This window comes from Profundibacter amoris, assembly GCF_003544895.1.
GTDB classification, from domain to species: domain Bacteria; phylum Pseudomonadota; class Alphaproteobacteria; order Rhodobacterales; family Rhodobacteraceae; genus Profundibacter; species Profundibacter amoris.
Map to the genome: position 1 here is coordinate 1,131,575 of NZ_CP032125.1, position 18,176 is coordinate 1,149,750.

Consider the following 18,176-nt stretch of genomic DNA (forward strand, 5'->3'; position numbering starts at 1 on the left):
CGCTACATTGCAGGGGAAAATTGGGTTATAAATGGACAACTGTAATTAATGCACAGGTTTCCCGATGAAACGTCCCGTCGTTGGCATCATATCAAATTTCTACATGCTGGGGGATGATTACCCCGCCTACGCCAGTGGCCAGATGAATGTCGAAGCCATCAGCCATGTGGCGGGCTGCGTGCCGTTGATGATCCCTGCAAATCCACATTGTGTTTCTGTCGACGAACTGCTGGATACATGCGACGGGTTCCTGTTCACTGGCGGGCGCCCGAATGTTCACCCCTCGGAATACGGCGAGGAAGCCACCGAAAAACACGGCGAATTCGATCGTTGCCGCGATGAGATCACCCTGCCGCTGATCCGCGCCTGTGTGGAACGGGGACAGCCGTTTTTCGGTGTCTGTCGCGGTTTTCAAGAGGTGAACGTGGCAATGGGCGGCACGCTTTATCCCGAAATCCGCGAGCTTGAGGGCCGTATGAACCACCGGATGCCACCTGATGGCACGCTGGACGAAAAATTTGCCCTGCGCCATTGCGTGCATTTCACCGAGGGCAGCGTGTTTGACCGTATCATCGGCAAGCACGAGGTAATGACCAACACCCTGCACGGCCAAGGCATCAAAATGCCCGGCCCGCGCGTGGTGATTGACGGAATTGCCGACGACGGCACCCCCGAGGCGATTTCGATCAAAGATGCCAGCGGTTTTGCCTTGGCGGTGCAATGGCACCCTGAATACAACGCCGAAAAAGATCCGGTATCCAGGCCGCTGTTTTCGCATTTCGGTGACGCTGTGCGCAGCTGGGCAAATGGCCAGCGTCCGGTGCTAAAAACCGCTTGACCCTCCCCCAAGTGGAACCTGCAGACTGTGCTGGAAACAGCTACAGGAGCGAAAAGAAATGAATAACAATATGCGGTTGGGCATCGCGGTATTGGCCTTGGCCGGTTTTGGGGCGCTGATCTATAGTAACTATAAATCCCCCGAACAAATGGCGGCTCCTGCCACCGGGGACGCACCCGCAGGGCGGGCGATCGTTCAGGTTACGGTGCCGGAACTGACCGGGCAGGCGGCCATCGGCAAACTGGCCTTCAATGCCAAATGTGCCACTTGTCACGGGGATAATGCTGTGGGGCAGGTAGGGGTGGCTCCGCCGTTGGTGCACCAGATATATCGCCCGGGGCATCACGGGGACATGGCGTTCCTGATGGCCGCGCGCAACGGGGTTCGGTCGCACCACTGGAAATTCGGCAATATGCCACCGGTAGATGGCATCACCGACGCCGAAGTGAAATCCATTGTGGCCTATGTCCGCGCCTTGCAACAGGCGAATGGCATTAACTAGGCCAAGGTCGGGATGCGCGGCTACTCTGATCCGCCGCGCATCCTGTTTTGCGGTCCTGACCCTAGTTATGCAGGCGACGTTTCCAGCTGTGGCGTTCCCAGCGGTGAATGAATTTTGGCACCGGTTTTCCGCTGTGATCGCGGCGATCTTCCCAGCGGTCAAGACGGTCTTCGATCCGGTCGCGCGGGCCGTGGTCAACCCTTTCGTCACGCCGGTTTTCCAGACGGTCGATCCGGTCTTCGATCCGGTCCCATTTCGGATGATTGGAACCGGCTGTGGCGGGCATGGTCACACCGATCAGAACCAAGGCACTGGTGGCTAATATCAAGCTTTTCATATCTGTCTCCTGTTTTTGTTTCAGTGACAGATAGAACGGGGTAAAGCGGATTTCCCGTCGCAGAAAATTATTTACCCCGCAAAATCAAACAGTTTGGACAGCGGTAATTCCCGCGCCCGTTTGCCCGTCAGATCGAACAATGCATTGGCCAATGCGGGCATTGAGGGCGGTGTGCCCGGCTCGCCTACGCCGCCCATATGCACATTGTTTTCAAACACTTGCACCTGGGTAACGGGCGCCGTTCCCATCCGCAGTGCGTCATAATCAGGGAAGTTTTCCTGCTCTACCTCGCCATCGGCAAAGGTGATTTCCCCATGCACCGCCGCCGACAGCCCGTAAATCATCCCGCCTTCCATCTGTGCACGGATATTGCGCGGATCCAGTGCTGTGCCAACGTCGCAAGCGATCCATGCCTTGGTGATGCGGATGCCCGCGTCGCTATCTGCGACCTCGATCACCTGCGCAACCGGCGTGCCGAATGACCAAGTTACCGCCACCCCGCGCCCGATGCCGTCCGGTGTTTTGCCGCTCCAGCCCGACATATCCCGCACCGCGTTCAGCAGCTTGGCCGTGGGCGGGCTAAGCGGGGCGATATGGTCAAAGCGAAATTGCAACGGGTCCGCACCGGCGGCATGGGCCAGCTCGTCAATGAAACTCTCGTGGAAAAACCCGTTGAAGGAATTCCCGACCGAGCGCCAGAACCCCACCGGCACATCCACATCTGCCAGATGCCCCGCCACACGGTAATTGGCGATGTCATAGGGCTGGTTCGCGGCCCCTTCCACATGCGCGGGGTCCGGTCCCGGCGGGGCAAAACCCATGATGCGTGACATGGATTGTTTCGTCACCGAAGGGGCAGCAATGCGGGCGTCAAACAGCACCGCTTCCCCGTCCTTCACCGCGCCCTTCATCCGCGCGATGGCGGCGGGGCGGTAGAAATCGTGGCGCATGTCCTCTTCACGGCTCCACATCACCTTCACGGGCGCATCGGGCATTTCCTTGGCCACTTTGGCGGCCAGAATGGCCACATCCGCTTCGGCCCGTCGGCCAAACCCGCCGCCCATGAACAGGGTGTGGACCGTGACCTGATCCGCCGACAGCCCCGCCGCATCGGCGGCCTTGTCAGCCAGCACCAATGGGGCCTGATTGCCGCACCAGATTTCCAGTGCGTCACCGGTGAAAAGGGCCGTCGCGTTCATCGGCTCCATCGTTGCATGGGCCAGATAGGGCACGCGGTATTCGGCGCTGATTTCAATTGCCCCTTCCGGTGTGACCGATGTATCGCCATCATCGCGCAGGGTGGAATTGGGGGCCTCGTCCAGTGACGCTTCTATCGCCGCAAACAGCCCGTCTGTGGTGGCGGGGTAGGGCGCCTCCTCCCAGTCTATCTGCACCGCATCCGCCGCCTGAAACGCCAGCCAGGTGTTGCTGGCCACCACGGCAATACCGTTGCCCAGATCGATTACCCGCTGCACACCGGCCATCCTTTCCGCCGTGCTGGCATCATAGGATTTCATCCCAGCCCCAAGGCGCGGGTTGATCCGCACGGTGGCGAACTTCATCCCCTCCAGCCGCACATCCGCACCATATTGCGCGGTGCCGGTGGATTTCGCCACCATATCGACACGCGGCATATCGCGGCCCAGATATTTCCACTGGCTTGCAGGGCGCAAGGTCACATCCCTGGGCGGCGTGATCTTCGCCGCTGCCTCGGCCAGGTCCGCATAGGCAATCGCGCTGCCATCCGCCCCGATCACCTGCCCATTTTCGGTGCGCAATGCACCGCTTAACCGCTCTGCTGCCGCCAGCTTCAATGCCTCGCGTGCTGTGGCACCGGCCAAGCGCATCTTTTCAAAGGCGTCAATCGTGGCGGTCGAGCCGCCCGTCACCTGCAAGCCCAGTGTTTTCGGCACCACATCCATCGCATCGCGCACAAATTCCTGCCACGCGCCGCGCTTGCCATCCTCGTATTCCGCATGTCCCGTGATCAGCGCGCCGTTGTAATAGGCCTGCGCCGCAGGGCCATGCAGCACGCGCACGTCCTTCCAGGCCACATCCAGTTCCTCGGCCACCAAAGCGGCCAGCGTGCTTTGCACCCCTTGTCCCATCTCGGCACGCGGCGCAATGATCGTTACGCCTTCTTGGTCAATAATCAGATAGGGATTCAGGGTCACTGCACCCGCTTTGGGTTTCAACGGGTTTTCCAGCGGCTTTTTCGCCATGTAAACACCAAAGGCCACGCCACCGGCCACAGCGGCCGAGGACACGATAAACGCGCGGCGGGTGTATTTCCTGATCCGTCCCATGCCTATTCCCCCCGCATTTCGACAGCCGCCGTTTTGATCGCCGCGCGTATCCGCCCGTAGGTGCCACAGCGGCACAGATTGCCACTCATCGCCTCGTCAATCTCGGCGTCGCTTGGTGCGTTGTTTGCAGTCAACAAAGCCGCAGCCTGCATGATCTGTCCCGACTGGCAATAACCGCATTGCGCTACCTGATGGCTCACCCACGCCTTTTGCAACACATCCATCGCATCCGGCGTGCCGATCCCCTCGATGGTGGTCACCTCGCCGGCAACATCCTCCAGCGCCACCTGACAGGATCGCACCGCCGCGCCATCCATATGCACCGTGCAGGCGCCACAGGCCGAAACCCCGCAGCCGTATTTGGTGCCGCTCAGCCCCAACGCGTCGCGCAAAACCCACAACAGAGGCACATCACCGGGCAAATCCACCTCGTGCCGCTGCCCGTTTACAATCAATGAATATGCCATCGTGCGTCCCTGTTCTTCTGCAATCTGAACTTGACAGTTTAGCACGCGCCGCGCCTGAACAAAAGCACCATTCCCTGCCTTCTTCTTGCCAAAAATACCTGCCGCGCGCAGCGCATCCCGCGCTTACGTCACACGCCCGCGTTGTCGGTATTCATCCCGATCCCACAAATCCCCCTGCATCACATCGGCAATCACCGCCACCGCCGCATCCACATCCGCCGCGTCTATATAAAGCGGGGTAAAGCCAAAGCGCATAATGTCGGGCGCACGGAAATCGCCGATCACACCGCGGGCAATCAGCGCCTGCATCGCCGGATAGCCGTGCTCAAACCGGAATGAAACCTGCGAGCCACGGTCCTTGCCATCCCGCGGGCTGGCCAGTGTCAGGGCAGGGCAGGCGGCTTCGACCCCTGCGATAAAGCGATCACACAGCGCAATTGATGCACGACGCACATCGGACATATCCGCCATGTCCCAGACATCCAGCGCGGCCTCCAATGCTGCCAGTTGCAGCACTGGCGGAGTGCCGACCCGCATCCGTTCAATCCCGGCTCCGGCGGTATAATTCAGATCAAAGGCAAAGGGTGCGCTATGGCCCAGCCAGCCGGACAGGGCAGGGCGTACCTGTTTCGCATGACGCGGGGCGACATAGATAAAGGCGGGCGCACCGGGGCCGCCGTTCAGGTATTTATAGGTGCAGCCCACGGCAAAATCCGCGCCAACACCGGACAGGTCCACCGGCAAGGCCCCCGCCGAATGCGCCAGATCCCAAATCACCAGCGCCCCTGCCGCATGGGCCTGCTTGGTCAGCGCCTGCATGTCGTGCTTGCGCCCCGTGCGGTAATCGACCTCGGTCAGCATCAGCACAGCGACATCCTCGTTAATATGCGCCGCCACATCCTCGGGCGCAGGCGTGATCAACTGGTGCTGGCGGCCCAATGATCCGATCAGCCCTTCGGCCATATACAAATCCGTCGGAAAATTGCCGCTGTCGGACAGGATCACCCGCCGGTCCGGGCGCATTTCAAGGGCGGCGGCCAGCGCCTGATAGACCTTGATCGACAGGGTGTCGCCCATCACCACATGCCCCGCCTCGGCCCCGATCAGCCGGGCGATGCGGTCGCCAACGCGGGTCGGCTGCTCCATCCATCCGGCGCGGTTCCACCCCGTTATCAGCATCTCGCCCCATTCGTCCTGCATGGTTTTCCCCATCCGAGCCACGGCGGCCTTGGGCAGGGGGCCAAGTGAATTGCCGTCCAGATAGATCACACCGTCGGGCAGGTGGAACATGGCTTTGGTGGCGGCGAAATCGGTCATTGGAAGGCTCCTGTGTTGCTGGCCGGACCCTAGGGGCTATTTGCGGTCAAGCAAAGCCGCCAATTCATCAATCTGCACCTCGCTCCAGACCCTGATGCCATGTCTTTGTAAAACCGCGGCCGTGACGCCCGTGCCCGCCTTGTGGTTGCCGTCAAACCGGCCTGCATAAATGTAGGAGGTGCCACAGGACGGGCTGCCGTCGGTCAGCACGGCTTGGCGGCAACCATGTTGCTGCGCCAGCGCCAGCGTGGCCCTTGCGCCGTCCAGAAAGGCCCGCGTCACATCCCCGCCCGCACTGTCGAGGATCCGCGCCTCGCCAGCCAATACCTGTTTGGCGTTTGTCCCTACCTCGATCTCGGCGGGCAGGCGCGGGGTATGCAGGCCACCGGCCACTTCGGGGCAAAAGGGAATAAGGCGGCCTTCGGCTTGCCAGCGCGCCAGATGCGGGTTGGCGGATGTTTTTGCGCCACCGTCATAGCGCACCGGATCGCCTGTCAGGCAGGCGCTGATCAATATCTTGTCCATGAGGACTGCTTAGGGCAAATGGGATGCCTTGCCCAGCCCGCGGGCAATCGCGACATTGTGTTGCGGTAGGATCAATGCCGTCTTGGCCCGCTGCCAAAACACCCCTATAACCTGCCGCCATGAAACAAATCGAACTCCCCCCCGTCTGGCTCGCCGCGTTCCTTGCAATTGCCTGGGCGCAATCCACCTATTATCCGATGGGACTGTCATTCGGCCCTGTCTGGGCCGACCTGCTGGGCGGTATTCTGGTGGGTGCCGGCCTGTTGTTGATGCTGCTGGCAGTGGTCGAGTTTTACAAACGTAAAACAACCATCATCCCGCGCCGCGAAAGCAGCGCCTTTGTGCAGTCCGGCATTTACCGGCGCACGCGCAATCCGATCTATCTGGGGGATGCGCTGGTGCTGGCGGGATTGATCCTGCGTTGGGACGCGGTGTTGTCACTGCCCTTGATTCCGATCTTTATCTGGGTGATCGAAAAACGCTTTATTCAGGGTGAAGAAAAACACCTGCGCCGCACCTATCGTGTGCAGTGGGCGACATACGAACGCAAGGTGCGGCGCTGGTTGTAACCGGATTGGTTGCCGCGAGGTGCTGTTTTCTTTGAAAGAAAACAGTCCGAAATCTTTGCAAGATTTCGTGCCCCCGCGACAAGGTATCGTATCGGGCTATCAGGCCGGTTCCATCACGTCGTTCAGACGCTTTTCAATTTCTTCCTTGGTGCCCGGATAGGTTGGCAATCCGCGCGGGATCCAGCCTTTGCCGTTGCGCCCGCCTGCCATGCCTTCGGGGACATTGACCAGACCGGGGAAACCCTGTTTGTTCAAAGCGTCAAACACATAGCCCGAACGATTGCCGGTGCGGCAAATCACGGCGATGGGTTTTTCAGGAAAGGCATTGCGCAGCTTTACCAGAGAATCGACAAAATCCTTTTGTGTCATATCCAGCGCAATCGCGCCTTCGCCAATGCCGGTTTCGGCCCATTCGGGCGGGGTGCGGATGTCGACCAGAATAATATCTCCCGCGACTGCTGCCATATGCGCCTCGGGCGGTGTCATGGTGGCTTCGCCAGCCTGAACAGGTGTTGCATTCAGTGCAATGCCGGCGGCAACAGCCGCGATCGCTCCGGTCAAAAAGACGCGGCGGCTGGATTGCATAAAAGGGCTGGTGACTTGGCCTTGCATTTGATCTACTCCACATTGATGATACGCCTGAAGTATATGGGCGCAAAGGAACGTATTGCAAATAGTGAATGTGGCGTTTAGCACTGACAAATGGTCACATTCATGTGTAGACGCGCGTGGGGAAAAGAAGGAGGGACTGGCTTTGAAGATCGGAACACCGAAAGAGGTTTTTGAAGGCGAGGCGCGGGTGGCGATGACCCCCGAAAGCGCACTTCAGTTGCAAAAACTGGGGTATGACTGCCTGATCGAGGCAGGCGCGGGCAAAGCCGCCGGATTTACCGATGCGGCCTACAAGGAAGCCGGCGTGACAGTCGTTCGCGGGGCTGTGAACCTGTGGAAAGAATCCGATGTGATTACTAAGGTCCGCCCCCCCACCAAAACCGAAGAGCGCCGGTTGACCAAGGGCAAGACCCTGATTTCATTCTATTTCCCTGGCCAGAACGAAGAACTGATGGAACTGGCCGCCGAGAAGGGCGCAACCGTGATCGCCATGGATATGGTGCCGCGGATCAGTCGGGCGCAGAAGATGGACGCGCTGTCCTCGATGGCCAATATCGCCGGTTACCGCGCTGTGATCGAGGCAGGCAACAACTTTGGACGCTTCTTTACCGGTCAGGTGACCGCCGCCGGTAAAGTGCCCCCCGCCAAGGTGCTGGTTGTCGGCGCCGGTGTGGCCGGTCTGGCCGCTATCGGCACGGCGGTTTCGCTGGGTGCCATCGTCTATGCCTTCGACGTGCGCCCCGAAGTGGCCGAGCAGATCGAAAGCATGGGTGCGGAATTCGTCTATCTGGATTTCGAGGACGAGGTGCAGGACGGCGCAGCGACAGGCGGCTATGCAGCCCCCTCCAGCCCCGAATTCCGCGAAAAGCAGCTTGAGAAATTCCGCGAACTGGCGCCGGATATGGATATCGTCATCACCACGGCCCTGATTCCGGGCCGTGATGCACCCAAGCTCTGGACCAGGGATATGGTCGAGATGATGAAACCCGGTTCGGTGATTGTTGACCTTGCGGCGGAACGGGGCGGCAACTGTGATCTGACGGTGATGGACGAAAAGGTGGTTTCGAAGAACGGCGTGACCATCATCGGCTATACCGATTTCCCCAGCCGCATGGCGACGCAGTCGTCCACGCTCTATGCCAACAATATCCGCCATATGATGGATGATCTGACGCCCGAAAAGGACGGCAAGATCGTGCACGATATGGAGGACGATGTGATCCGCGGCGCGACCGCCGTGTTCAAGGGCAAAGTTACCTTCCCGCCGCCCCCGCCCAAGGTGCAGGCCATCGCGGCCCAGCCCAAGAAAGAGGCGCCAAAGGAACTGACCGTTGAGGAAAAACGCGCACAGGAACTGGCGGAATTCAAGGCAGCGACCAGACAACAGGTCGGCATGCTGGCCGCTGGCGGTTTGCTGATGCTGCTGATCGGGGCCTATGCACCGGCCAGTTTCATGGCGCATTTCATCGTGTTTGCCCTGTCGTGTTTCATCGGCTTCCAGGTGATCTGGAACGTCAGCCACGCGCTGCACACGCCGCTGATGGCGGTGACAAACGCCATTTCCGGGATTGTGATCCTTGGGGCGCTGTTGCAAGTCGGGTCCAGCAACTGGCTGGTTGTGATCCTTGCAACCGTTTCGATCCTGATCGCGTCAATCAATATTGTTGGTGGTTTTCTGGTGACACGCCGGATGCTTGCCATGTTCCAGAAATCTTAAGGGGGGCGGGATCATGAGCATTGGTATCGTATCCGCAGCCTATATCGCATCGGCTGTTCTTTTCATTCTGTCGCTGGGCGGGCTAAGCAATCAGGAAAGCGCCAAGCGCGCGGTCTGGTATGGCATCGTCGGCATGGGGGGTGCGGTGTTTGCCACCGTTTTCGGCCCCGGCATCGGCAGCTATTTCCTTGTGATCCTTGCCATCGCGGCGGGGTCTTATGCGGGCTACTATGTGGCGGGCAAGGTCGAGATGACCGAGATGCCGCAACTGGTGGCCGCCTTGCACAGTTTCGTTGGTCTGGCCGCTGTTTTCATCGGCCTGAATGCCGAACTGGAACTGGGCACCGTGCAACACCTGCTGGCCAATGGCGGCAACACAGATGATCTGGCGGGCTTTGCCAAGAAACTGGCCCATAAGGACGCGGTGGAAATCGCCATTCTGAAGGTCGAGGTTTTCCTTGGTGTGTTCATCGGTATCATCACCTTCACCGGCTCGGTCATTGCCTTTGGCAAACTGGCGGGCAAGGTGGATGGCGGCTCGAAACAACTGCCCGGTGGCCATATGCTGAATGCGGCGGCGCTGGCGGCCAGCATTGTCCTTGGCCTGATGTATTTCAACGGCGCGGGTATCTGGACGCTGCTGCTGATGATCCTGATTGCGGGCTTTATCGGCTGGCATCTGATCATGGGCATCGGTGGCGCGGATATGCCGGTGGTTGTGTCGATGCTGAACAGCTATTCCGGCTGGGCGGCGGCGGCGATCGGGTTTACCCTTGGCAATGATTTGCTGATCGTGACCGGCGCGCTGGTTGGATCAAGCGGTGCGATCCTGAGCTATATCATGTGCAAGGCGATGAACCGCAAATTCATTTCGGTGATACTGGGCGGTTTCGGCGGCACATCAGGCCCGCAGATGGAAGTCGAGGGCGAACAGGTGCCGATCGAGGCCGAGGCCGTGGCCGCCGCGCTGGAAGAGGCCGACAGCATCATCATCGTGCCGGGTTACGGTTTGGCCGTGGCGCAGGCTCAGCAGGCGGTTTCGGAACTGACCAAACGTCTGCGCGACAAGGGCAAAGAGGTGCGTTTCGCCATTCACCCCGTTGCCGGACGTCTGCCGGGTCACATGAACGTTTTGCTGGCCGAGGCCCGCGTGCCCTATGACATCGTGCTGGAGATGGACGAGATCAACGATGATTTCCCCGAAACCGATGTGGTGATCGTGATTGGCTCCAACGACATCGTCAATCCGGCCGCACAGGATGATCCCAATAGCCCGATTGCCGGTATGCCGGTTCTGGAAGTGTGGAAAGCCAAGCAGGTGTTTGTTTCAAAACGCGGGCAGGGCACAGGTTATTCCGGTATCGAAAACCCGCTGTTCTACAAGGACAACACGCGGATGTTCTATGGCGATGCCAAGGACAGTTTGAATAAATTGTTGGCTTTGATCAACTAAAATAACGCTTGTCCTAGAGTGCACTCTAGCAGCTAAGGTCCCTGTAAATCACTTCACGGGGGCCTTTTTTATGGCGCAGACATTATGATGATCGGCGAGTTCGCCCGCGCGGCGGGATTGTCGATTTATACCGTCCGGTTTTACGAAAAGATCGGGTTGATCCCGGCACCACCGCGCGATGCAGGTGGGCGGCGGGTGTATTCAGACGACAGCCTTGGCTGGATACGGTTCCTCAAGCAGTTGAACGCCACGGGGATGAAACAGGCCGACCGCGTGCGCTATGCCGCGCTGCGTTTGCAGGGCGAGGCGACCTATACCGAGCGGCGCAAGATGCTGGAAGCGCATTACGATAAAATCCGTGCCGATCTGACGGCATTGCAGAAAACCAGCGATCTGATGCAGAGCAAGATTTCCCTTTACCAAAGACTAGAGGCCGAACTGGCCGCAAGCGAAAAGGATAATAACAATGACTGACGCCCTGAAACGTGGCCGCGATGTGCTGGCTGAAATGAACCCCGAAATTGAACAGGTTTTGCGGGACCGGTATGACGGTATCCTGCCCGGGTTCGCCGAAAGTCTGGTCGAATGGGCCTATGGGCGCCATTACAGCCGCGAGGGGCTGGATATGAAAACCCGTCAGTTGTGCACCGTTGCGGCACTGACAACGCTTGGCGGGCAGACCGCGCCGCAGCTAAAGATCAACATAGAAAACACGCTGGCCGCAGGCGCAAGTGAACGCGAGATTGCCGAGGCGATATGGCAGATGGCTGTTTATGGTGGCCTGCCTGCCGCGATCAACGGGTTGAATGCGGCAAAAGAGGTGTTCGAGGCCTATTAGCAACATCAAATGTTTACAGGCGGGGAATATGCGCTAGGTTGCCCGCGTAAACGTTTAAGGTGCCCAGATGAGCCAACTCGAAGATCACCCCTTGCGCTACCAGATGGCAAACGAGCTGCACGCGCGGCCCTTTCCCATCCTTTCGGCCCCGTGCCATGCGGTGTTTCTGGCGCTGAAAAATCCTGTGGACGCCGCCAACCGTGATCGCGGGCTGGATCGCGCGCATCTGATCGACCTGCTGGACCGCTTTGGTGCCTCGCACCCGCAACCGGACGCCACGCATTTCTTTTGCGATCTGGGGCGGCACCGGTTGAAATGGGAATTGCACCACGAATTCGTCACCTACACCATTTTTACCGACGGGGTGGCGGAACGCCCGTTTGACCCCGTGGCCTTCGAGGTTTTCCCCGCCGACTGGCTGGCAACCCTGCCCGGCAAGCGGCTGACATCGGCCTTGATCCGGGTCGAGGAAATGCCGAAGACGCCAAAGCAGGTCGAGGCGCAGATCAAGGACTGTTTTGTCGCCGAAAGCATTGCGGTATCTTATACGCTCGATCGCAACGCGATTGTGGCGGGGGATTACCGGATCGACAGTGCTGGGCATTTGCGGTTTGCGATTTTCGTTGAGCCGGGCACCGGCGAGCGGCGGATCGGGCGCACCTTGCAACGGTTATGCGAGATCGAGACCTATAAATCCATGTCGATGCTGGCCCTACCCAAGGCGCTGAACCTGTCCAAACGGCTGGCCCAGATTGACGTGCAGGTGTCCGATCTGGTCGGCCATATCAAAAACGCGGCCCGTTCCGAAGAAGAGGCGCTGGGCGAGTTGCTGGGAATTTCGACCGAGCTTGAGGATCTGATGGCGCAAACCAGTTTTCGTTTTGCCGCCTCGCGGGCCTATAGTTCTATTCTGGCGGAACGGATTGCAGCGATGCGCGAGGATAGGTTTGGCGGGCGTCAAACCTTTTCGGAATTCATGCTGCGCCGGTTTGATCCGGCTATGCGCACGGTTCGTTCGGCCGAGCAACATTTGAAGGAAATGGCCGAGCGGGTGATGCGCGCGGCGGATTTGCTGCGCACCCGGGTCGAGGTTGAACGCTCGGCGCAAAATCAGGCCTTGCTGGAAAGCATGGACAAACGCGCGGATTTGCAACTGCGCCTTCAGCGCACGGTCGAAGGGCTGTCTGTGGTGGCGATCAGTTACTATGCAATCAATCTGGTGACGTACGGCCTGTACCCATTTGCCAAGGCGGCACATCTGGACAAACCGATGCTGACGGCCATGGCCACACCTGTGGTGTTGTTGCTGGTCTGGTGGATCGTGCGCCGGATCAGGAAGGCGCATTAGGGTCGCCGTTTTCCTTAAAAGAAAACGGGCCGAAATCTTTTAATGATTTCGGGGTCTATGCCTTTACCGTTTGCGCAACCGTGGATCCAGCGCATCACGCAGCCCGTCACCGATATAGTTCACCGACAGCACCGTCAGCGAAATCGCCAGACCGGGCCAGATCACCCGCTCGGGATAGATTTGCAGGTATTCGGCAGCATCGTTCAGCAACCGGCCCCATGTCGGGAAATCCGGCGGAAAGCCAAGGCCGAGGAAGGACAGCGCACTTTCGGTGATGATCGCATTGGCAATCCCCAGCGTGGCGGACACCATGATCGGCGACATCACATTTGGCAGGATGTGCCGTGTGATCATTTTGGATGGCGTGGTGCCGATGGATTGCGCCGACAGGATGAACTCGCGTTCCTTGAGGGCCAGCACATCGCCGCGCACGATCCGTGCGGTGGGCATCCAGCTGGTGATACCGATGGCCGAAACCATCAGGATGAAAATCCCCATTTCCGGCCCGAAAGCGGCAGACAGGGGTTCACGGAACAGCATCATCATCACCAACAGCAGCGGCAACAGCGGCAGGGCCAAAAACAGATCGGTGATCCGCATCAATATCCCGTCCAGCCGCCGGAAATAGCCCGACAGAACCCCGACCAGCGTGCCCAGAAACAGCGCCAGAAGCATCGCGGTCATACCAACCGCAATCGAGGTGCGACCGCCCTGTATCATCTGCGCCAGCGCGTCACGCCCCAACCCGTCGGTACCCAGTGGGTGGGCCAGCGAGGGGCGCTGATCCATCGCGCCGAAATTATTGTAGGCCGGATCGATCGGCCAGAGAAACTTGCCGAAAACGACAATGAAAAGGATCGAGAGAAAGACAAAAGAGGCCAGCATCGCACCCTTGTGGTGGCGGAACTGGTCCCAGATGTCCCACCACTGGCTGCGCGGGGCTTTGGTTGGCACATCGGCGTTTTGGGCAGTCTCAGTCATAGCGGATCCTCGGGTCCAGAATGCCGTATAGGATATCGGCAATCAGGTTGAATATCACAATCAGGAAGGCAAAGATAAAGGTCAGGGTCTGGACCGTCGGCAGGTCATTGGCCTCGATCGCCTTGATCAGCATGTCGCCGATGCCGTTCACCTTGAACACCTGTTCGGTGATGATCGCGCCGCCGAACACGCCGGGAACCCCCAGCGCAATTACCGTCACAACCGGGATCATCGAATTGCGCAGCACATGCACCAGCACCACCACCTTTTCCGACAGGCCCTTGGCCCGCGCGGTGCGGACATAGTCCTGGTTCAGGTTGTCCAGCATCGAGGCGCGCATAAAGCGGCTGATCTGGGCGGCGTTATACAGCGCCAGCACGAACACCGGCATGGCGATCTGTTTCATCTGTTTCACAAAACTGGGCCAGTCGTTGACCACCAGTGTGGTGTCATAGATAGACGGAAACCAGCCCAGATAGACCGAAAAGATCACGATCAGCAGCAGGCCGGTAAAGAACGTCGGCACCGAAAAACCGATCATCGAAATGAACGTGCCGATCTGGTCGAACCACGAATATTGTTTGTAGGCTGAGATCACCCCGATCGGGATCGCGATCAGCGCGCCGACCACATAGGACAGGCCAACCACCCACAGGGTTTGCGGCAGGCGTTGCACCACCACGTCCATCACCGGACCGCGCCACTGCCAGCTGATCACCCGCAGTTTGCCATCGGCAAAGTCGGTGCCGAAGAAATGGTCGATCATCACCTGCGGTTCGATGATAAAAAACTGAACCAGCCATTTGTAGAACTGCACATAGTTGGGTTGCCCCAGCCCCAGCGCCTCGCGCATTTTGGCTTTTACCTCGGGGGGGACGGTCAGGGGCACATTGGCCGTGGGGTCACCCGGGGCAAGTTTCAACAGGGAAAAGATCACCAGAGCGATGAACAGAAGCGTCGGTATGGCCAGCAGAAGTCGTCGGATCGTAAAGGTCAGCATCGGCGTCTCGGTTTATGGTTCTGGGGAAAACAGGGTAGGGGCGCGGCCCCGAACGAAATCCGGGGCCGCGTGTGGTTTATGGAATTACTTGGCGCGTGTCCAGTCGGCCACGTTCCACATCTGGCTGTCCCAAACGTTCATATCAACGCCGCCCAATGTGTTGGAGCGGGCCGAAACGTTGGAACGGTGGGTGATCGGCAGCATGATGTAGTTCTGCATCAGCATGTCGTTCATCGCCTTGGCCAGTTCGGCCCGTTTGTTGATGTCTCCGGTGACGGCCATTTCCTTGACCAGTGCTTCGTAATCGTCGTTACAGAAGCGCGGCATGTTGTTGCCCTGCCACTGGTTTTCAGGACTTGGAATCTGGGCGCATGTCCAGCTGGCCATGTAACCTTCGGGGTCTGCTGTGCCGTTGAAGTTGTTGGTATACATTTCAACATCGGCAAAGAACTTCTGGAAGGTATCGTTCGAACCGGGGTCGGACCCAAAGAACACAGAAGCCGAGATATTGCGCAGTTCAACTTCTACGCCGATCTGGTTCCACCACTGTTTGATCGCCGCCTGATATTTCTGGCGCACAGCGTTTGTCGATGTCTGGTACAGAACCTTCAGGCGCATGCCGTCTTTTTCGCGCACACCATCCGAGCCTTTGACCCAGCCCGCATCATCCAGCAGTTTGTTCGCACCGTCGATGTCCTGTGTCAGGCACGCGTCGTTGGCGGTGGAGACATAGATCGCAGGTGCCGGCAGCACATTACAAGTCGGCTTGCCGGTTTCGCCATAGCCGATTTTGGTCAGCAGCGCGCGGTCAATTGCCATCGAAAGTGCTTTGCGCACATTGATGTCCGACAGGAACGGGTGCGGGTGCTTGACCGTGCCGCGTTCGTCACCCAGATCAGGGCTGACGTCGGTCAGGTTGATCATGATCCGCTCGACCGAGGTGCCGAAACCCTTGATCACGGTGCCTTTGCCCGCGGCTTCCATGCTGGCCAGCACATCGGGGGACAGTTGCAGGTTCCAGGCGTAATCGAATTCGCCGGTTTCCAGAACGGAACGGCCTGCCGCCTGCGCATCGCCACCACCTTTGAAGGTCACAGTCGCAAACGCCGGTTTGTTCGGGTCGCGATAGTTTTCATTGGCTTTGAACGAAATCACGTCATTTGGACGGAAATCTGTCACCACGAACGGGCCAGTGCCGATCGGGTTAAAGTTTTCAGTGGTACATTCCTGCGCCTTGGCACCGACGCAGTTTTCAAACTGGGCCTTCTGGATGATTGGCGTGCTTGCACCAACAAACGGGCCATAAGGGAAGGGTTTGGGTTCCGAGAAGTTGATAACAGCGGTGCGATCATCCGGTGTATCAATGCTGGCAACGCCATCGAAATAGTTCGACGAGGCACAACCGCCATCTGGATCAACACAATATTCCCATGTGAATTTGACATCAGCCGATGTCACAGGGGTGCCGTCAGACCATTTCAGGCCCTCGGTCAGTTTCCATGTGATGGTTTTCAGGTCGGCAGAAACACCACCGTTTTCAACGGTCGGAACTTCGTCCACCAGCCAGGGCACAATCGCGCCGCTTGCGTCGTAACGGGCCAGAGGCTCGTTTACCAATGCTGCTGCGTCCTGCTCTTTGTTGCCGCCGGACAGATACTGGTTCATCGTCGAGGGGGCTTGCCAGTAGATAATATTCAACTGGCCGTCTGAGCCACGTTCGGCAAAGGCCGCGGGGGCCATTGCAAAGGCGCATGCAGCGCCCATCAGGATTGTTTTCATTTTCATAGGTTTTATTCTCCTTGTTGATGTCTTGGCTCGAAATCTCACAGGCTCGCGGTTGGATCCGCGGCGTTTGTTGTCATGTTCATGTGAAAGGGGGCAGTCCAGCCTTGTTCGGATTCGCAATTGCGAATTTTGCCGTAGCAATGGTAGTGAACTATAACAGTGCCCTTGAAAACAAGGACGGGCAGTGCCCAATCGGGCATATTGCACCCCCAGGTGGTTCTTGTTTTTATACCGGCATATTCTAACCGGCTGTTTTGATTTGATAGACGTTAACATGATTTTTTAGCGTATCAACACCTAACTGCCTGACGTGGCGCAATTTCTTACCCGACGTTCAAATTTTATCCGCAGGGCCTTGACCTTGGCCGCATCCGCGCCCAACCTGCGGCCTTGCCAGAACACAGGAGAGAACAGTGCCCCGAATCTATTCCGCACGCGAAATGCTTGAAAAGCTTGTTTCTTTCCCCACCGTCAGTTCGGAATCAAATCTGGAACTGGTGGACTGGGTCGAGGATTATCTGGCCAGTCACGGCGTCAAATCCCGTCGGGTTTATAACGCAGAAGGCACCAAGGCGAACCTCTATGCCAATGTCGGCCCCGAGGTCGAGGGCGGGGTGATCCTGTCGGGCCATACCGATGTGGTGCCGGTCGAGGGGCAGGCATGGGACACGGACCCCTTCACGGTGGTTGAAAAGGACGGCAAACTATACGGGCGCGGCACCTGCGACATGAAGGGCTTTGATGCGCTGGCGCTGGCCGCCGTGCCGCTGGCGCTAAAGCGCGGGATCAAACGTCCGATCCAGATTGCCCTGTCCTATGACGAGGAAGTCGGCTGTGTCGGCGCCCCAGATATGATCGACGCAATGGCCGAACATATGCCACGCGCATCGGCGGCGGTGATTGGCGAACCTTCGATGATGAAGGCGGTCAGCGGTCACAAGGGGGCCTTTGGCATCCAGACCCATGTGCACGGCTTCGAGGTGCATTCCTCGCTGATCCACACTGGCGTTTCTGCGGTGATGGAAGCGGCCAAACTGATCGACTGGGCCAACCAGATGAACGCGATTAATGCAGCCGCCCCTGTGCCGGCGGATGCTGCGACTTTTGTGCCGCCCTATACCACATTGCATGTGGGGGTAGTGCATGGCGGCACCGCCAACAACATCACCGCCAAGGATTGCGAATTCGGGCTGTTTATCCGCTGTGTGCCCGGCGACAGTTTCGATTATTGGACCAAGGCCTATCTGGACAAAGTGGCCGAGGTCGAGGCCGCAATGAAAGCGATCCGTCCCGAGGCCTGGATCGAAACCCGTGTGACCAAAGGCGTGCCCGGCCTGAAACCGGAAAAGGATGGCGCCGCCGAGGCGCTGGTGCGGCGCCTGACCGGTGACAACTCCACCAATGTGGTGTCTTACGGCACCGAGGCCGGCCAGTTCCAGGAACGCGGCTATTCCGCCATCATTTGCGGGCCGGGCGACATTGCGCAGGCCCACCAGCCAAATGAATTCATTGAAATCAGTCAGTTGGAGGCGGGCGAGCAATTCATGCACCGCCTGATCGACTATCTAAGCGAGGACTAGA

At 58.6% G+C, this 18,176-nt stretch carries 18 protein-coding genes; 9 read left to right on the plus strand and 9 right to left on the minus strand.

Annotated features, from left to right (window positions below; translation table 11 throughout):
- The first annotated feature begins 64 nt into the window (after positions 1 to 64).
- The gene (locus tag BAR1_RS05625; RefSeq protein ID WP_118942117.1) at positions 65 to 838 is read left to right on the plus strand and encodes a gamma-glutamyl-gamma-aminobutyrate hydrolase family protein; all 774 of its coding nucleotides are present in this window, start codon (positions 65 to 67) and stop codon (positions 836 to 838) included.
- A 58-nt stretch (positions 839 to 896) separates the two neighbouring features.
- Entirely contained in the window at positions 897 to 1,340 is a 444-nt protein-coding gene (locus BAR1_RS05630) for a c-type cytochrome (RefSeq protein ID WP_118942118.1), read from the plus strand.
- A 61-nt stretch (positions 1,341 to 1,401) separates the two neighbouring features.
- Here the strand turns inward: BAR1_RS05630 and BAR1_RS05635 are convergent, their stop codons facing one another.
- The 5 genes from BAR1_RS05635 to BAR1_RS05655 form a co-directional block, all read right to left on the minus strand.
- Positions 1,402 to 1,677 (minus strand): hypothetical protein, encoded by a 276-nt coding sequence (locus BAR1_RS05635; protein WP_118942119.1) that lies wholly within the window; start codon positions 1,675 to 1,677, stop codon positions 1,402 to 1,404.
- Between the two features lie 71 nt (positions 1,678 to 1,748).
- Positions 1,749 to 3,983: a xanthine dehydrogenase family protein molybdopterin-binding subunit gene (locus BAR1_RS05640; RefSeq protein WP_118942120.1), complete on the minus strand. Its 2,235-nt coding sequence runs from the start codon at positions 3,981 to 3,983 to the stop codon at positions 1,749 to 1,751.
- A gap of 2 nt (positions 3,984 to 3,985) precedes the next feature.
- Complete coding sequence (locus BAR1_RS05645) at positions 3,986 to 4,450, minus strand: (2Fe-2S)-binding protein (RefSeq protein WP_118942121.1); 465 nt, start codon at positions 4,448 to 4,450, stop codon at positions 3,986 to 3,988.
- 123 nt (positions 4,451 to 4,573) lie between these two features.
- Entirely contained in the window at positions 4,574 to 5,767 is a 1,194-nt protein-coding gene (gene kynU, locus BAR1_RS05650; RefSeq protein ID WP_118942122.1) for a kynureninase, read from the minus strand.
- Between the two features lie 36 nt (positions 5,768 to 5,803).
- Positions 5,804 to 6,292: a DUF523 domain-containing protein gene (locus tag BAR1_RS05655; protein WP_118942123.1), complete on the minus strand. Its 489-nt coding sequence runs from the start codon at positions 6,290 to 6,292 to the stop codon at positions 5,804 to 5,806.
- 119 nt (positions 6,293 to 6,411) lie between these two features.
- Between BAR1_RS05655 and BAR1_RS05660 the strand changes: the two genes are divergently transcribed.
- Positions 6,412 to 6,861, plus strand: a complete 450-nt coding sequence (locus BAR1_RS05660) for a methyltransferase family protein (RefSeq protein ID WP_118942124.1) — start codon at positions 6,412 to 6,414, stop codon at positions 6,859 to 6,861.
- A 99-nt stretch (positions 6,862 to 6,960) separates the two neighbouring features.
- Here the strand turns inward: BAR1_RS05660 and BAR1_RS05665 are convergent, their stop codons facing one another.
- Positions 6,961 to 7,473 carry a rhodanese-like domain-containing protein gene (locus tag BAR1_RS05665; protein WP_118942125.1) on the minus strand — a complete coding sequence of 171 codons (513 nt, stop codon included), beginning with the start codon at positions 7,471 to 7,473 and terminating at the stop codon, positions 6,961 to 6,963.
- Between the two features lie 142 nt (positions 7,474 to 7,615).
- Between BAR1_RS05665 and BAR1_RS05670 the strand changes: the two genes are divergently transcribed.
- The 5 genes from BAR1_RS05670 to BAR1_RS05690 all read left to right on the plus strand — a co-directional run bounded on the left by BAR1_RS05670 (position 7,616) and on the right by BAR1_RS05690 (position 12,829).
- Positions 7,616 to 9,190: a Re/Si-specific NAD(P)(+) transhydrogenase subunit alpha gene (locus BAR1_RS05670; protein ID WP_118942126.1), complete on the plus strand. Its 1,575-nt coding sequence runs from the start codon at positions 7,616 to 7,618 to the stop codon at positions 9,188 to 9,190.
- 13 nt (positions 9,191 to 9,203) lie between these two features.
- The gene (locus BAR1_RS05675) at positions 9,204 to 10,643 is read left to right on the plus strand and encodes an NAD(P)(+) transhydrogenase (Re/Si-specific) subunit beta (RefSeq protein WP_118942127.1); all 1,440 of its coding nucleotides are present in this window, start codon (positions 9,204 to 9,206) and stop codon (positions 10,641 to 10,643) included.
- Positions 10,644 to 10,727: 84 nt separating this feature from the next.
- Complete coding sequence (locus tag BAR1_RS05680) at positions 10,728 to 11,117, plus strand: MerR family transcriptional regulator (protein WP_118942128.1); 390 nt, start codon at positions 10,728 to 10,730, stop codon at positions 11,115 to 11,117.
- Positions 11,110 to 11,481 carry a carboxymuconolactone decarboxylase family protein gene (locus tag BAR1_RS05685; protein ID WP_118942129.1) on the plus strand — a complete coding sequence of 124 codons (372 nt, stop codon included), beginning with the start codon at positions 11,110 to 11,112 and terminating at the stop codon, positions 11,479 to 11,481. Before BAR1_RS05680 ends, BAR1_RS05685 begins: the two co-directional genes overlap by 8 nt.
- A 67-nt stretch (positions 11,482 to 11,548) precedes the next feature.
- The gene (locus tag BAR1_RS05690) at positions 11,549 to 12,829 is read left to right on the plus strand and encodes a DUF3422 family protein (RefSeq protein WP_118942130.1); all 1,281 of its coding nucleotides are present in this window, start codon (positions 11,549 to 11,551) and stop codon (positions 12,827 to 12,829) included.
- Between the two features lie 63 nt (positions 12,830 to 12,892).
- On the opposite strand, the gene BAR1_RS05695 is transcribed toward BAR1_RS05690, so the two are convergent.
- The 3 genes from BAR1_RS05695 to BAR1_RS05705 form a co-directional block, all read right to left on the minus strand.
- Positions 12,893 to 13,810, minus strand: coding sequence for an ABC transporter permease (locus tag BAR1_RS05695; RefSeq protein WP_118942131.1), 918 nt, complete (start codon positions 13,808 to 13,810; stop codon positions 12,893 to 12,895).
- Positions 13,803 to 14,810 carry an ABC transporter permease gene (locus tag BAR1_RS05700; RefSeq protein WP_118942132.1) on the minus strand — a complete coding sequence of 336 codons (1,008 nt, stop codon included), beginning with the start codon at positions 14,808 to 14,810 and terminating at the stop codon, positions 13,803 to 13,805. Before BAR1_RS05700 ends, BAR1_RS05695 begins: the two co-directional genes overlap by 8 nt.
- A gap of 84 nt (positions 14,811 to 14,894) precedes the next feature.
- Positions 14,895 to 16,595 (minus strand): peptide ABC transporter substrate-binding protein, encoded by a 1,701-nt coding sequence (locus tag BAR1_RS05705; protein ID WP_118942133.1) that lies wholly within the window; start codon positions 16,593 to 16,595, stop codon positions 14,895 to 14,897.
- Between the two features lie 413 nt (positions 16,596 to 17,008).
- Here BAR1_RS05705 and argE point away from each other — a divergent pair, with 413 nt between their 5' ends.
- Complete coding sequence (argE, locus tag BAR1_RS05710; RefSeq protein WP_407681526.1) at positions 17,009 to 18,175, plus strand: acetylornithine deacetylase; 1,167 nt, start codon at positions 17,009 to 17,011, stop codon at positions 18,173 to 18,175.
- The last annotated feature ends 1 nt before the right edge of the window (position 18,176 follow it).

Bases quoted from the DNA above. Each gene is read 5' to 3' on its own strand.
- BAR1_RS05660 (WP_118942124.1), top strand. From the start codon at position 6,412: ATGAAACAAATCGAACTCCCCCCCGTCTGGCTCGCCGCGTTCCTTGCA.
- BAR1_RS05645 (WP_118942121.1), bottom strand. From the start codon at position 4,450: ATGGCATATTCATTGATTGTAAACGGGCAGCGGCACGAGGTGGATTTG.
- BAR1_RS05640 (WP_118942120.1), bottom strand. From the start codon at position 3,983: ATGGGACGGATCAGGAAATACACCCGCCGCGCGTTTATCGTGTCCTCG.
- BAR1_RS05675 (WP_118942127.1), top strand. From the start codon at position 9,204: ATGAGCATTGGTATCGTATCCGCAGCCTATATCGCATCGGCTGTTCTT.
- BAR1_RS05690 (WP_118942130.1), top strand. From the start codon at position 11,549: ATGAGCCAACTCGAAGATCACCCCTTGCGCTACCAGATGGCAAACGAG.
- BAR1_RS05655 (WP_118942123.1), bottom strand. From the start codon at position 6,292: ATGGACAAGATATTGATCAGCGCCTGCCTGACAGGCGATCCGGTGCGC.
- BAR1_RS05635 (WP_118942119.1), bottom strand. From the start codon at position 1,677: ATGAAAAGCTTGATATTAGCCACCAGTGCCTTGGTTCTGATCGGTGTG.
- BAR1_RS05625 (WP_118942117.1), top strand. From the start codon at position 65: ATGAAACGTCCCGTCGTTGGCATCATATCAAATTTCTACATGCTGGGG.
- BAR1_RS05680 (WP_118942128.1), top strand. From the start codon at position 10,728: ATGATGATCGGCGAGTTCGCCCGCGCGGCGGGATTGTCGATTTATACC.
- BAR1_RS05695 (WP_118942131.1), bottom strand. From the start codon at position 13,810: ATGACTGAGACTGCCCAAAACGCCGATGTGCCAACCAAAGCCCCGCGC.
- BAR1_RS05630 (WP_118942118.1), top strand. From the start codon at position 897: ATGAATAACAATATGCGGTTGGGCATCGCGGTATTGGCCTTGGCCGGT.
- BAR1_RS05700 (WP_118942132.1), bottom strand. From the start codon at position 14,810: ATGCTGACCTTTACGATCCGACGACTTCTGCTGGCCATACCGACGCTT.
- kynU (WP_118942122.1), bottom strand. From the start codon at position 5,767: ATGACCGATTTCGCCGCCACCAAAGCCATGTTCCACCTGCCCGACGGT.
- BAR1_RS05705 (WP_118942133.1), bottom strand. From the start codon at position 16,595: ATGAAAATGAAAACAATCCTGATGGGCGCTGCATGCGCCTTTGCAATG.
- BAR1_RS05665 (WP_118942125.1), bottom strand. From the start codon at position 7,473: ATGCAAGGCCAAGTCACCAGCCCTTTTATGCAATCCAGCCGCCGCGTC.
- BAR1_RS05685 (WP_118942129.1), top strand. From the start codon at position 11,110: ATGACTGACGCCCTGAAACGTGGCCGCGATGTGCTGGCTGAAATGAAC.